This is a genomic window from Streptomyces sp. NPDC051576 (assembly GCF_040681835.1).
Classification (GTDB): domain Bacteria; phylum Actinomycetota; class Actinomycetes; order Streptomycetales; family Streptomycetaceae; genus Streptomyces.
On the sequence record NZ_JBFAZO010000009.1, the window covers coordinates 184361 to 196616 of the forward strand.

The following is a 12256-nucleotide window of genomic DNA, read 5'->3' on the forward strand; positions in this document are numbered from 1 at the left end:
CCCACACCTTTCACCATCGCCGAGGCTCACTTTGTCACGTTCGCACCACCTCAGAAACCTGTCCGCCCTCGCCGCCACCGCGTTCATCGCCGCCGCCGCGCCCGTACTCGCGGCCGGCCCGGCGAGCGCCGCGGAGTCCGGCGGCTGCGAGTCCGCGACGGTGCAGTACCGCATCGTCGGCGCCGACGGAAACGTCGTCGGCGCGGACTGGACCTCGCAGGGCGGCTTCCACCAGTGGGACACCGTCCCCGGCACCGTCGAGGTCCGGCTCGCTCCCGACCAGAGCGTGGGAGACGGCTGCAAGTACCCTGTCTCGCTCGCCGAATACACCGCCGAGGGCTCCACCTGGTACACCTCGGGCCATCAGGCCATGGTCGACAAGGCCACGGTCTACCTCACCGCCAAGGACGTCGCCGGCGCGGACGACGCGCAGCGCACCTGGCAGCAGCTCAAGGTCAAGTCGCCCGACTGCTACGGCCAGATCGACCTGTACGGCGACGACGTCACCTACGACGGCGGTACGGGTGAAGGCCACGGCCCGCTGCCCTACGAGCCCGACAACATCATGACCCCCTACCACCTCATCGCGGCCTGGAACGGAGGCGACAAGGAGTGCACCCCCAGCACGCCGGACTCGCCCACCCCGACCCCGCCGGCCTCGGCTCCGCCCGCGACGCCGTCGACCCCGGCCGACAGCACGCCGCCCGCCGAGGAGTCGACCCCGCCGGCCAGCCCCAAGCCGTCGACGACACCTCCGACGTCGGCGCACGTCCCGCCGCTGAAGGCGACGCCGACCGCCACTCCGTCGCCGACGCCCAACGGCGGCAAGCAGCCGCTGGCGGAGACCGGTTCCAGCGCGCCGGTCGGCCTCATCGCAGGCGGTGCGGCCCTCGTGATCGCCCTCGGTGCCGGAGGCGTCTACGCGGCAGGCCGCGCCCGCCGCTCCTGACCCGGACACGTCGTCCGACGTGAACCGGCAGCCCTGCCCCGCGCGTTGTCACGGGGCAGGGCTCACGGTCGTGGCCAGGGACGCCCGCCGAGCCGCTCGATATCGGTGTTGAAGCGTCGTAGAAAGGCCGCGAAGGCGGCGATGTCCGCCTCCGACCAGTCGTCCATGATCTGGTCCAGCGACTGCACGAGCCCCTCGCGCTCCTCGTCGAGCATCCGCGCGCCCAGCTCCGTGATACGGAACTTGCGGGCCATCCCGCCCTGCGGATCGGGGATGCGCTCCACAAGACCGGAGCGCATGGCGGCCGCCGTCTGCCGGTTGAGGGTGGACGTGTCCAGACCGAAGGCGTCGCTCAACTCGCCGATGGACATGGGCCCTTGGACGCGGATCCGGCTCAGCAGGATGTAGGCGCTGCGCTCCAGCACACCGTCCTTGCGGCGCCCTCCCCGGTGTGAGAGCAGCCCGTGCCGGCTCAGGAGCATCTGCTCGTACTCGATCTCGCGCGTGCGCCTGTCCATCGGTCCGCTGCCTCCTGCTTCCCGCCGATGCCGCCGCCGTGTCCTGCGGTCCGGGACGGCCGGGCCCATCCTCGCACGAGGGTATGCAGCATGCCGATCACATGCTCGATACATACGATGTGTACGATGCATATTCCTTGTCCCGACTGAACAGATACGCCGAGGAGTCCCGTCATGGACGCCCCCCAGCCCACAGCACGCGCAGGCGGCGTGGTCGCCACGCTGGCCTTCGCCGGCACCACGGCCGCGATCATGCAGACGCTGGTCACCCCGCTCATCGCCGACCTCCCGGAGATGCTGCACACCTCGTCCTCCAACGCCGCGTGGGTGATCACGGCCACCCTGCTGGTGGCGGCCGTCTGTGTGCCGGTCGTCGGCCGCCTCGGCGACCTGCTGGGCAAGCGCCGCATGCTGCTCGCCTGCTCCGTCCCGCTGATCGTGGGCTCGGTCGTCTGCGCGCTCTCCTCCTCCGTCGTCCCGATGATCGTCGGACGCGGTCTGCAGGGCATGGGCATGGGCATGGTCCCGCTCGGCATCGCCCTGCTGCGGGACGTCGTGCCGCAGGAGCGGCTCAGCCCCTCCATCGCCCTGGTCAGCGCCTCCATGGGCATCGGCGGCGGCCTCGGCCTGCCGCTCGCCGCGGGCATCGCCCAGTACGCCAACTGGCGTGCCCTGTTCTGGGGTTCGGCCGCCCTCGCCGCGATCGTCGCCGCGCTGATCTGGTTCCTCATCCCGGACGTACCGCCCGCCGCCAAGGGGCAGCGCTTCGACGTCCCCGGCTCCCTCGGCCTCGCCGTCGGCCTCGTCTGTCTGCTGCTCGGCATCTCCAAGGGCGCCGACTGGGGCTGGGGTTCGGCGACCATTCTCGGCCTGTTCGCCGTCGCCGTCGTGGCCTTCCTGGCCTGGGGCGTGTGGGAGCTGCGCACCAGCGACCCGCTGATCGACCTGCGCACCACGGCCCGGCCCCGGGTCCTGATCACCAACATCGCCTCGGTGTTCGTCGGCGTCGGCATGTACTCCAGCATGCTGGTGGTACCCCAGCTCCTCCAGTTCCCCGAGGCCACGGGCTACGGCCTGGGCCAGTCGATGCTCGCGGCCGGCCTCTGGATGGCCCCCGGCGGCATCATGATGATGATCGTCTCCCCGCTCGGCGGAAAGCTCACCAACGCCCGCGGTCCCAAGTTCACCCTGATCAGCGGCGTGCTCGTGATCACCGCCGGCTACGCCCTGTCGATGGCCCTCATGGGCTCCGCCTGGGGCCTCATGGTCGTCGTCATCGTGATCAACAGCGGCGTCGGCCTGGCCTACGGCGCGATGCCCGCCCTCATCATGAGCTCGGTCCCGCTCGCCGAGACCGCCGCCGCCAACGGCTTCAACACCCTCATGCGCTCCCTCGGCACCTCCATCGGCGCCGCGGTGATCGGCGTGGTCCTCTCCCAGCTCACCACCACGGCCGGCGGCTACACCTTCACCTCCGAGGACGGCTTCCGCACCGGCCTGCTCATCGGCGGTGGCGTCGCCCTCGTAGCGGCCCTGGTCGCGGCGGCGATCCCGGCGGTACGCCAGGCGACACCCGAGCAGGAGCAGTCCGAGTCGGCCGCCGCGCTCGAAGGGGCCGGGGTCGAGTCCTGACCGGAGCGCGCTGAACGCACGGGGAAAACGCTGCCCGGCGACGGAGGACCGAGAGATCGGTCCTCCGCGCCGGGCAGTGTGCTGTTCCGGCTCCTCGCGGCTGGCGTCGGCGGACCCGCCGGAGGACCGTGGACGATGTGGAGAAGCGGCGCTACGACGTGTGGGCGGCCGGGGACGCCTACGAGCGGTACATGGGGCGATGGAGCCGACATGTCGCCGAGGACTTCGTCGCATGGCTCGCGTGCGGACCCGGCGCGCGCTGGCTGGACGTGGGGTGCGGCACCGGAGCCCTGACCGCGACGGTCGCGGACCGGTGCCGACCCCGGACGGTGATCGGCCTGGAACGGTCCACCGCCTTCGTCACCTCGGCCCGCACCACCGTCCCTACAGCCACCGGTTTCGCCGTGGCCGACGCAAGGGCGTTGCCGTTCCCCGAGGCCGTGTTCGACGTCGCCGTCAGCGGACTGATGCTCAACTTCCTTCCCGAACCCGCCGATTGGGTGCGCGAAGCGGCCCGTGTGGTGCGACCGGGCGGGCTGGTCGCCGCGTACGTGTGGGACTACGCCGACGGCATGGCGTTTCTACGGCACTTCTGGGACGCGGCGACCGCGCTGGACCCGGCGGCCGCCGAACTCGACGAGGGTCGCCGGTTCCCGGTGTGCCGTCCGGAGCCGCTCCGGGAGATGTGGGCGGCGGTCGGCCTGCTCGACGTAGCGGTCGCCCCCGTCGAAGTGCCCACCGTCTTCGCCGACTTCACGGATCTGTGGGAGCCGTTCCTTGCGGGCCAAGGACCCGCTCCCGGCTATGTCGCCGCCCTCCCGGCGTCGGCCCGCGACCGGCTGCGCGCGGCACTTGAGGCCTCCGTACCGACCCGGCCGGACGGAGCGATGGAGCTCACGGCCCGCGCGTGGGCGGTACGAGGGCGCAGACCGGTCCGGTCCCGCACCGTCCCGCCGTAGTCGAGTCAGCTTCCCGGTCCGAGGCCTTGCAGGGCCTTGTCGAGTTGCGCCGGGGTCAGGGCGGGGGACGGGAGCGGAGGCGCGGCGGGTGTGCCGCGCAGGCCGTCGAGGAGGAGGGCGAGGGGGCGGAGCCAGGCGTCGGCGCCTGCGGCCGCGGTGAGCGAAGGGACGGTACGGCCCAGGGCGGCGAGGGCGAACAGCACGTCCTCCGGGGTGACGTCCGCACGGATCGTGCCCTGCTCCCGCCCCCGGCTCAGCAGTATCTCCACGGTGCGGCGGTTGTGGGCGTGCACGGCCTGGAGCGAGTCGACGCCGTCGAGGTGGGTGGTCATCAGGTCGTTGGTCCCACGGTCGGCGGCCAGACCGGCGAACACGGTGTGGAGATAGCCCGTCAGCCCCGCCAGGGCGTCGTCGGCGAGGCGCGCCCGCTCGCCCGCTGTCATCGTGCCGGTGAGCAGGTCGCGGAAGACGGCGTCGACGAGGGCGGCGCGGGTGGGGAAGTGCCGGTAGAGGGTGGCGTTCCCGATGCCGGCCCGACGGGCGATCACGTCGATCGGCGCGTGCAGCCCCTGCTCGGTGAAGACCTCGTGCGCGGCCTCGATCAGGAGCTCCCGGTTGCGCCGCGCATCGCGCCGCCGAGCCGGTGCCGTCGCGTCGTTCGGGCCCGTCGTCCTCACCTCCGAGGTAGTGGGGAGTACTCCCCGGTAGTGATGTTATCGTCGATCCATCAAGTGGGGAGCACTCCCCATTTCGACGACAGGGGGTGGCGTCATGCGGAGCACGGCATTGGTCCTGGGCGGAGGCGGGCCGGTCGGCGGGGCGTGGATGACGGGGGTGCTCGCCGGGCTCACAGAGGCCGGTGTCGACCTCGCCCGCGCCGACGTGATCATCGGCACCTCGGCGGGCGCGATCTTCGGTACCCGGCTCGCGGCCGGCGAGACGCCGCAGGAGCTGTACGAGCGCCAACTGACCCGTGCCGACAAGGTGGAGCTGCGGGTGACCGCCGCCCAGACGGCCCGATTCCTGTGGGCGGCCATGGGATCCCGCGATCCGGAACGCTCCGTACGACGGCTGGGCCGTGCCGCGCTGAACGCCCGCACCGGACCCGAGTCCGAACTGCTCGACGCCCTCGGCACGTTGCTGCGCGGCACACGGGACTGGCCTGCCCGTGTCCTGCGGATCGCGGCCGTGGACGCCCGGACGGGTTCCCTGGAAACCTTTGACACCGACTCGAAGGTCACCCTCCTCGAAGCGGTCGCCGCGAGCTGCGCCGTCCCCCTCGTCTGCGCGCCCGTCACGGCCGGCGGCCGGCGCTGGATCGACGGCGGCAGCCGCACGACCACCAATCTGCACCTCGCCGCCGGTTACCGGCACATCCTGGCCGTCTCACCGATACCGACGGCGGTCGGCCCGCACCCGAGCGCTCGGCAGCAGGCGGCTCAACTCGCGGCACAGGGCGCCGAGATCACCCTGGTGACCCCCGATCGCGCGGCCCGCCGTGCGATGGGCCGCGACATGACCGCCGACGCCCGCCGCCCGGCAGCCGCCAAGGCGGGCCACGCCCAGGCAACGGCCCTCGCGTCCACGGTGGATGCCGTATGGCGCACCGACGTGTGACCGCGTGCCCCCGCGTTCCCGGCAACCATCGAAAGGAGTGCCATGCCCGCACCCACCCTCCAGGACCTCGCCCCCGAAGGCCATGACCTGGCCGCCGATCCCCACCCCGTCTACGCGGCCCTGCGCGAGCGGGGCCCCGTCCACCGCATCCTGGTCCCGGGCAGCGGCGAGAGCTGGCTGGTCGTCACGCGGGACGCGGCACGCACCGCGCTGACCGATCCGCGCCTGCGCAACGACATACGCCACTCCTCGACCTGGCAGGACGACGGCGGCCACGCCCTGGGCCGCAACATGCTGCAGACCGACCCACCCCAGCACACACGCCTACGGCGGCTGGTCGCCGGCCACTTCACGCCCGCGCGGATCGCCGCGCTCCGCCCGGGAATCGAGGCGATCGCCGTCGACCTGCTCGCCGAGCTGCCGACGCGGGGGACAGCGGATCTGGTCAGCGGGTACGCCCTGCCGCTGCCCGTCACGGTGATCTGCGACCTGTTCGGGGTGCCCGCCGCGGACCGTACGGTGTTCCACGCCTGGTCCAACGAACTCGTCATGCCGGCCTCGCCCGAGACAGGCGCCTCGGCCGCTGACGCCCTGGGCGCCTATCTGGCCGACCTGATCCACCGCAAGCGCGGCACCCGGGAGTCCGACCTGCTCGGTGACCTGGTCAGCGCGGCCCGCGTCCCCGCCGCCGAGTCCCCACTGACCTCCCAAGAACTCCTCGGCATGGCCTTCCTCCTCCTGGTGGCCGGGCACGAGACGACCGTCAACCTGATCTCCGCGACCGTCCACGCCCTGCTCACCCACCCCGACCAGCTCGAACTCCTCCGCGCCGAACCGGAGTCGGCGGCTGCCGCGGTGGAGGAGTCGCTGCGCCACAGCGCACCCGTCCATGCCACGGCGTTCCGTTTCGCGGCCGAGTCGATGGACCTCGCGGGCACTCGTGTCCCGGCCGGAGACGCGGTACAGATCTCCCTGGCGGCCGCCTCCCGCGACCCCCTCCACTTCCCCGAACCCGACCGCTTCGACCTGCGACGCCGGGGCCCCGGACACCTCGCCTTCGGCCACGGCCTCCACCACTGCCTGGGCGCACCCCTGGCCCGCACGGAGGCCGCCGTCGCCGTACGTCTCCTTCTCCACCACCGCCCCGACATCGCCCTCGCCACCGACCCCACGACACTGAGCTGGCGAACGAGCACGCTGGTGCGGGGGTTGAGCGCGCTGCCGGTACGTTTCGGCCCGGTATGGGATGCGGGCGCCGCCGGATGAACGGCCGGCCCGGGATCCGTACGCCGGCGTGACCGCGTCGCCTTCCCGTCGACCCCGCCGGAGTCGGCGGCGGCTCAGATGGCCAGGATCGCGCGCACCCGCTTGCCGCCCCCGGTGAGCGGGGTGACGTCGAGGCGGTGGGCCAGGCAGCGGACCATGGCCAGGCCGCGCCCGCTCTCGCCCTCGGCCGTCATCGGCCGCAGTCGGGGCGGGGTCGGGCTGTCGTCGTAGACCTCGACCGTGACGCGCTCGTCGGACAGTTGGAGGCGCAGCCGGCACTCGCCGCGGCCGTGCTCGGTCGCGTTGGCGACCAGTTCGGAGACGATGAGCGTCGCGTCGTCGATCTGCTCCGCGTCCATCCGCGTCAGCCGAGGGCGGGAGCGGGCGAGGAACTCCGAGGTCAGCCTGCGGGCCTGGCCCGCCGACGCGGCTTCGTCGGGCAGCAGGTACTCCACGCGTACAGAACGCCTATGGGTACGCCGATGCGTACGCATGGCGGATCACTTCCCCTCCTAGGACAACCCGGTATCCCCGCGGCGCCACCGCACCGGGGCCGCTGCACGTCTTGCGCGGCCGGTCCCACACACTCCATGTGCCCGGAGTCCGTGATCGGCAACCGGGCGGACCGCGTTGGTTGTCGCCGATCAGGAAATGTCCGCTCTCGGACTCAATTGGGTAAAGCGCTGGGCACGCCCGGGGGATTGCCTGGGAGCCTTGCGATGTCCAAAGGTGGGGGAGAGGCCCCGCGGAAGGCGGTTCCCGGGAGCCGTGACGCTTTGGAGAGGACCATGGCCGCAGCGAAGCCGCAGCGCAGTCTCTCCGTGCTGACCTGGCTGCCCGCCGTGGTGATGGCGGTGGTCGCGGTCGGGGACGTTCTCACCGGCCCCGGACTCGGTTTCCTGCCCCTGGCCTCCCTCGGTCCGGCCTTCGCCGGGCTGGTCGGCGGCTGGCGCCGTACCGCCTGGTTCGGCGCGGCGGCGCTCGCGCTGTGCGTCGGACTCGGCCTGTACGACGGACTGTTCCAGGAACGCAGGGGCTTCCTGGCGATGGTGTCGGTGGTGGGCGTGACCGGCGCGGGCATCGCCGCCGCGGTGATGCGTGGCCGTCGCGAGGCCGAACTGGCCAGCGTGCGCTCCATCGCCGAGGTCGCGCAACGTGTGCTGCTGCGGCCGGTGCCCCTGACCGCGGGCCCCCTCCAGGCGGCGGTGTCGTACACCTCGGCCGTCGCGGAGGCCCGGATCGGCGGTGACCTGTACGAGGTGGTCGCCTCCCCGCACGGCGTCCGCGTCATCGTCGGCGATGTCCAGGGCAAGGGCTTGGCCGCGGTCGAGACGGCCGCCGTGGTGCTCGGCGCGTTCCGGGAGGCCGCGCACGACGAACCCGACCTGGTGGGACTCGGCGAGCGGCTGGAGCGCAGCGTCTCCCGGGTGCTGTCCGACGAGAAGTTCGTGACCGCAGTCCTCGCCGAGATCGGCGCGGACCACGAGGTGCTCTTCCTCAACTACGGCCACCCGCCCCCGATGGTCGTACGGCGCGACGGCGCCGCCGACTTCCCGGCACCGCCCGCCTACGCCCCGCCGCTCGGCCTGGGCGGTGCCCAGGGCAGCGAGAGTCCGAAGCCGTTCTCCGTGTGCTTCGCACCGGGCGAGCAACTGCTGCTGTACACCGACGGCGTCACCGAGGCCCGCGACGACCACGGCACCTTCTATCCGCTCGGCGAGCGGGCGCACCTGCTGAAGGAACCCGACGCGCAGAGCGCGCTCGACTCCCTGCGCGAGGACCTGGTCCGCCACACGGCCGGCCCGCTCCACGACGACGCCGCGATGCTCCTGCTCCGCTACCACGACCACACGGACACGGACACGGCGGGAGACGGCCCGACTCTGCGGTGAGCCGCGGAAACCCCGTTGCGGGCCGGAGGCGATCACCCGACAGTGGGAGCATGACCGCCCCCACTCCTGCACCGCCCGGTCTGCTCGTCCGCCCGGCGACACCGGGGGACGCGGACGCGGTGTGCGCCCTGCTGAACGAGATCGACCTGCTGGAGATCGGCCGCCCGGACACCGAACTGGCCGAGATCCAGGCGGATCTCAAGCACCCCGAGGTGGACCTGGAGCACGACTCCTGGCTGCTCTTCGAGGGCGCCCGCCTGATCGGGTACGGCCTGCTGTGGGACGACTCGGGCGGCGAGCGGATCGACATCGACCACTACATCGTGCCGGACCGGCTGCCGGCCGCCCTGCACCTGTTCGACCTGGTGGAGGCCAGGGCCGCGGCACGCGCCGCCGCCAACGGCGCGTCCCGTGCCGTGGTGCATCTGCACCTCACCCTCGCCCCCACCATGGACCTGCCCGCACTGCGCGGCCGGGGCTGGCGACCGGTCCGCCGCTACAACGTGATGGCTCGTCAAATCTCGCCTACGGCCGACCCGTTGCCGTCCCCTCCGCCCGGTGTGACCCTGCGCCCCTGCCTGACGGAACCGGACCGCCGACGTGCCCACGCGCTGCTCCAGGAAGCCATGACCGAGCACTTCGACTTCCAGTACCGCACCTACCCGCAGTGGCTCGACGACATCGACGCCGACCGGGTCGACTGGTCACTGATCTGGATCGCCCATGTCGACGGCCTCGGGGACGCCGCGATGCTGCGCAGCCACAACGACCGCGCCTCCATGGCCTGGATCGGCAACCTCGCCGTCCTGCGCCAGGCCCGCGGCCGGGGCCTGGGCAGTCACCTCCTGCGGTACGGCTTCGGCCACTACGCGGCGCTGGGCCGCGACCGGATCGGCCTGGGCGTCGACACCGACAACACGAGCAACGCGCTGGCCCTGTACGAACGGCACGGCATGACACTCGACTTCGGGGTCGACACCTGGGAGTTGACCCTCCCCGTCACCTTCGGGTGAACGACTTGAAGGTGTGGCTGAAGTACCAGGTGTCCTGGGCGATTCCCGAGCAGTTGTTGGCGCCGCCGGTGCCCACACAGCCGCCGTTGTCGCGTTGGAGCGCCCAGAAGGAGAGCGTGTTGATGCCCTGGGCCTCGGCCCACTTCTTCACCGTGACCGCGTTCTGCGTGGTGAAGGTCTCCGCCGGGCCGAAGTCGTCGATGCCGGGCATCTCGGTGACGCCGATCATCTTCCACAGCTTCGCCGGGCTCTTCTTCGGGTAGAGCGCGGCGAGTTGGGCGTGCAGGCCGGTGGCGGCCGTCCTGGTGTCCTCCGCCATGTCGTGGGTGGCGCCGTCGTAGTAGTCGAACGTCATGATGTTGACGACGTCGACATGGGCGCCGTTGTCGACCGCGTTCTGAAGCAGGGCCACGCCGTTGGGCGCGAGACCGGTGGTGGTCGTCGGCAGCGTGTAGGAGAACTCCACGCTGCGGCCGGTGCGTTGGGCCCAGCGCTGCACCTTGGCGATGGCCTTGTTGCGGCGGTCGATGCCCGCGGTGTTGTTGATGGAGTCGGCCTCGATGTCGAGGTCGATGCGGCTCACGCCGTACGTCGTGACCAGGCTCTCGTAGACCTTGGCGATGGCGTCGACGTCGGTGCAACTGTCGGCCAGTTCGGTGTTGGTGGTGTCCGCGCTGTAGCCGCCGAAGGACGGGATGACGTTGCCGCCGCGCGCCTGGATCGTGGCGATGTCCTTGCCGAAGGTGGACCTGGCGATCGGCTGGGCGGGCAGACCGTTCCAGTACGCCGTGCACGAACCGGCCGCCTCGGTCTGCAGGAAGGCCATCGTGAGGTACTTGTTGCCCGAGGCCGCGGCGAGCGCGGCCGGGCTCTCCCCGGTCCACGCCTCGAAGTACGGCGCCGCCACGTGGTCCGGCATGGGCCGCGCGCGGTGATCCGCGCTCGCGGCGCTTCCGCCTAGGGCAACCAGCCCCGCGGACAGGGCGGTTACGGCCGTACAGGACAGTGACGCGCGAAGAGGCCCAGGTCGTCTCATGACGCTCCCATGCTGAAGGAGAGAAGCCGCCCCAGACCGGGGCGAACAGCGACCATATTTGGACTAGACCAATCGTCTGTCAAGGTTCTTTACAGTGAACTGACCGGGGCGGCACCGGAATTCGGGCACAGGGGCTCGCGCTAGTGGTGGTGCTCGTGTTGCGGCTCGTGCTCACCGTCTTCCGGTGAACCGCCCATCATCCGCAGCATGGCCGGGCCGCCGCTGCGCAGGAACCGTACGACCAGACTCGCGGCCAGCAGCAGGAAGACGATGTTCAGCCAGGTCGTGTAGTTCCAGGTGATCCCGTCGTCGGGGATCGTGGCGTCGGCCTGGTCGGGGATCAGGCCGAGCCCGCCGAAGGCGAACTCCACGACATAGCCGGCTACCGCCATCGCGGCGAAGAAGGTGACCAGCAGGAAGCCGGCCATCCGGGGGCCGTAGTACTTCCGGTAGATGTTCAGGATCGGCAGGATCAGCAGGTCGGCGTAGATGAAGGAGATCACTCCGCCGAAGCTGATGCCGCCCTTCCACAGCACCACCGCGAGGGGCACGTTGCCGATCGAGCAGACGAAGGTCGCGATGGCCACCAGCGGTCCGACGAGCGGTCCGACCAGCTTCGAGGCGAGCGGGTGGTCCACGAGGAAGAACGTGTGCCAGAAGCTGTCCGGCACCCATGCGGCGATCGCGCCCGCGATCAGCAGTCCGGCCACCAGATCGCGCAGGATGGCGGCCCACTCCATCACGAAGATGTGCGAGACGGACGTGAACCCGTCCCGTGAGAACAGCCGACGGGCGAAACTCCCCTCGCCCCCGATCGACATGTCCATCGCCGCGTGCCCCTCCATGGAACCGGCCAGCCCGCGCTCCGCCTGCTCCTGGGCCCGGCGCAGCAGTCGCTGCCGCAGAAAGAGACGGAACAGCACCGCGAGCACCACGATCATGATCGGCCCGCCGACGAACTCGGCGGCGGTGAACTGCCAGCCCATCAACAGGGCCAGGATCACGCCGAGTTCGACGACCAGATTGGTGGAGGCGATCTCGAAGGCCATGGCCGCGGTGAAGTTCGCACCCTTCCGGAACAGCGAACGCGCGAGCGCGACGGCGGCATAGGAGCACGAGGACGAAGCCGCACCGAGCCCTGCGGACAGCGCGAGCGTGCGCGGCCGGTCGTCACCGAGCAGCCGTACGACCGTAGACCGACGCACCACCGCCTGCACGACGGCGGAGAGCGTGAAGCCGAGGATCAGTGCCCAGGTGACCTCCCAGGTCATCGACCCGGCAATGGACAAGGCGTGCCCGATCGCTCCCATGAACCTGCCCCTCTCCGGTGTGCGTCAGGCAGGACTATACCCCTAGGGGGTATCCAATGCAGGT

Annotated in this window: 11 protein-coding genes and 1 pseudogene; 7 read left to right on the forward strand and 5 right to left on the reverse strand. The window is 71.3% G+C overall.

Annotated features, from left to right (window positions below; translation table 11 throughout):
• Positions 1-31 precede the first annotated feature (31 nt).
• Entirely contained in the window at positions 32-949 is a 918-nt protein-coding gene (locus AB0M63_RS28530) for a hypothetical protein (RefSeq protein ID WP_366021447.1), read from the forward strand.
• Between the two features lie 62 nt (positions 950-1011).
• Here AB0M63_RS28530 and AB0M63_RS28535 read toward each other — a convergent pair whose 3' ends face one another.
• Complete coding sequence (locus AB0M63_RS28535) at positions 1012-1467, reverse strand: MarR family transcriptional regulator (RefSeq protein WP_355914645.1); 456 nt, start codon at positions 1465-1467, stop codon at positions 1012-1014.
• 174 nt (positions 1468-1641) lie between these two features.
• On the opposite strand from AB0M63_RS28535, the gene AB0M63_RS28540 reads away from it, so the two are divergent.
• Together AB0M63_RS28540 and AB0M63_RS28545 are read left to right on the forward strand one after the other, a co-directional pair.
• Positions 1642-3099: an MFS transporter gene (locus AB0M63_RS28540; protein ID WP_355914642.1), complete on the forward strand. Its 1458-nt coding sequence runs from the start codon at positions 1642-1644 to the stop codon at positions 3097-3099.
• Between the two features lie 128 nt (positions 3100-3227).
• Entirely contained in the window at positions 3228-4058 is an 831-nt protein-coding gene (locus AB0M63_RS28545) for a class I SAM-dependent methyltransferase (RefSeq protein WP_355914639.1), read from the forward strand.
• 5 nt (positions 4059-4063) lie between these two features.
• Here AB0M63_RS28545 and AB0M63_RS28550 read toward each other — a convergent pair whose 3' ends face one another.
• A complete protein-coding gene (locus AB0M63_RS28550) occupies positions 4064-4735 on the reverse strand; it encodes a TetR family transcriptional regulator (RefSeq protein ID WP_366021448.1) in 672 nt (223 codons plus the stop codon).
• Between the two features lie 94 nt (positions 4736-4829).
• Between AB0M63_RS28550 and AB0M63_RS28555 the strand changes: the two genes are divergently transcribed.
• Together AB0M63_RS28555 and AB0M63_RS28560 are read left to right on the forward strand one after the other, a co-directional pair.
• A complete protein-coding gene (locus tag AB0M63_RS28555; RefSeq protein ID WP_355914633.1) occupies positions 4830-5675 on the forward strand; it encodes a patatin-like phospholipase family protein in 846 nt (281 codons plus the stop codon).
• Positions 5676-5717: 42 nt separating this feature from the next.
• Complete coding sequence (locus AB0M63_RS28560) at positions 5718-6941, forward strand: cytochrome P450 (protein ID WP_355914630.1); 1224 nt, start codon at positions 5718-5720, stop codon at positions 6939-6941.
• A 74-nt stretch (positions 6942-7015) separates the two neighbouring features.
• Here the strand turns inward: AB0M63_RS28560 and AB0M63_RS28565 are convergent, their stop codons facing one another.
• Positions 7016-7396, reverse strand: a complete 381-nt coding sequence (locus AB0M63_RS28565; RefSeq protein WP_355914627.1) for an ATP-binding protein — start codon at positions 7394-7396, stop codon at positions 7016-7018.
• Positions 7397-7729: 333 nt separating this feature from the next.
• Between AB0M63_RS28565 and AB0M63_RS28570 the strand changes: the two genes are divergently transcribed.
• On the forward strand, positions 7730-8833 hold the full coding sequence (locus AB0M63_RS28570) for a PP2C family protein-serine/threonine phosphatase (protein ID WP_355914624.1): 1104 nt from the start codon (positions 7730-7732) through the stop codon (positions 8831-8833).
• A gap of 50 nt (positions 8834-8883) precedes the next feature.
• On the forward strand, positions 8884-9846 hold the full coding sequence (locus AB0M63_RS28575; protein ID WP_366021449.1) for a GNAT family N-acetyltransferase: 963 nt from the start codon (positions 8884-8886) through the stop codon (positions 9844-9846).
• On the opposite strand, the pseudogene AB0M63_RS28580 reads toward AB0M63_RS28575, so the two are convergent.
• Both AB0M63_RS28580 and AB0M63_RS28585 read right to left on the reverse strand, forming a co-directional pair.
• Positions 9842-10882, reverse strand: a pseudogene (locus AB0M63_RS28580) (chitinase); the annotation flags it as partial. The gene AB0M63_RS28575 and the pseudogene AB0M63_RS28580 overlap by 5 nt on opposite strands.
• Positions 10883-11022: 140 nt before the next feature.
• Positions 11023-12192, reverse strand: a complete 1170-nt coding sequence (locus tag AB0M63_RS28585) for a permease (RefSeq protein WP_366021450.1) — start codon at positions 12190-12192, stop codon at positions 11023-11025.
• Positions 12193-12256: the final 64 nt, after the last annotated feature.

Excerpts from the sequence above, each read along its gene's own strand:
- AB0M63_RS28540 (WP_355914642.1), top strand. The coding sequence starts at position 1,642 with ATGGACGCCCCCCAGCCCACAGCACGCGCAGGCGGCGTGGTCGCCACG.
- AB0M63_RS28570 (WP_355914624.1), top strand. The coding sequence starts at position 7,730 with ATGGCCGCAGCGAAGCCGCAGCGCAGTCTCTCCGTGCTGACCTGGCTG.
- AB0M63_RS28560 (WP_355914630.1), top strand. The coding sequence starts at position 5,718 with ATGCCCGCACCCACCCTCCAGGACCTCGCCCCCGAAGGCCATGACCTG.
- AB0M63_RS28575 (WP_366021449.1), top strand. The coding sequence starts at position 8,884 with ATGACCGCCCCCACTCCTGCACCGCCCGGTCTGCTCGTCCGCCCGGCG.
- AB0M63_RS28535 (WP_355914645.1), bottom strand. The coding sequence starts at position 1,467 with ATGGACAGGCGCACGCGCGAGATCGAGTACGAGCAGATGCTCCTGAGC.
- AB0M63_RS28585 (WP_366021450.1), bottom strand. The coding sequence starts at position 12,192 with ATGGGAGCGATCGGGCACGCCTTGTCCATTGCCGGGTCGATGACCTGG.
- AB0M63_RS28555 (WP_355914633.1), top strand. The coding sequence starts at position 4,830 with ATGCGGAGCACGGCATTGGTCCTGGGCGGAGGCGGGCCGGTCGGCGGG.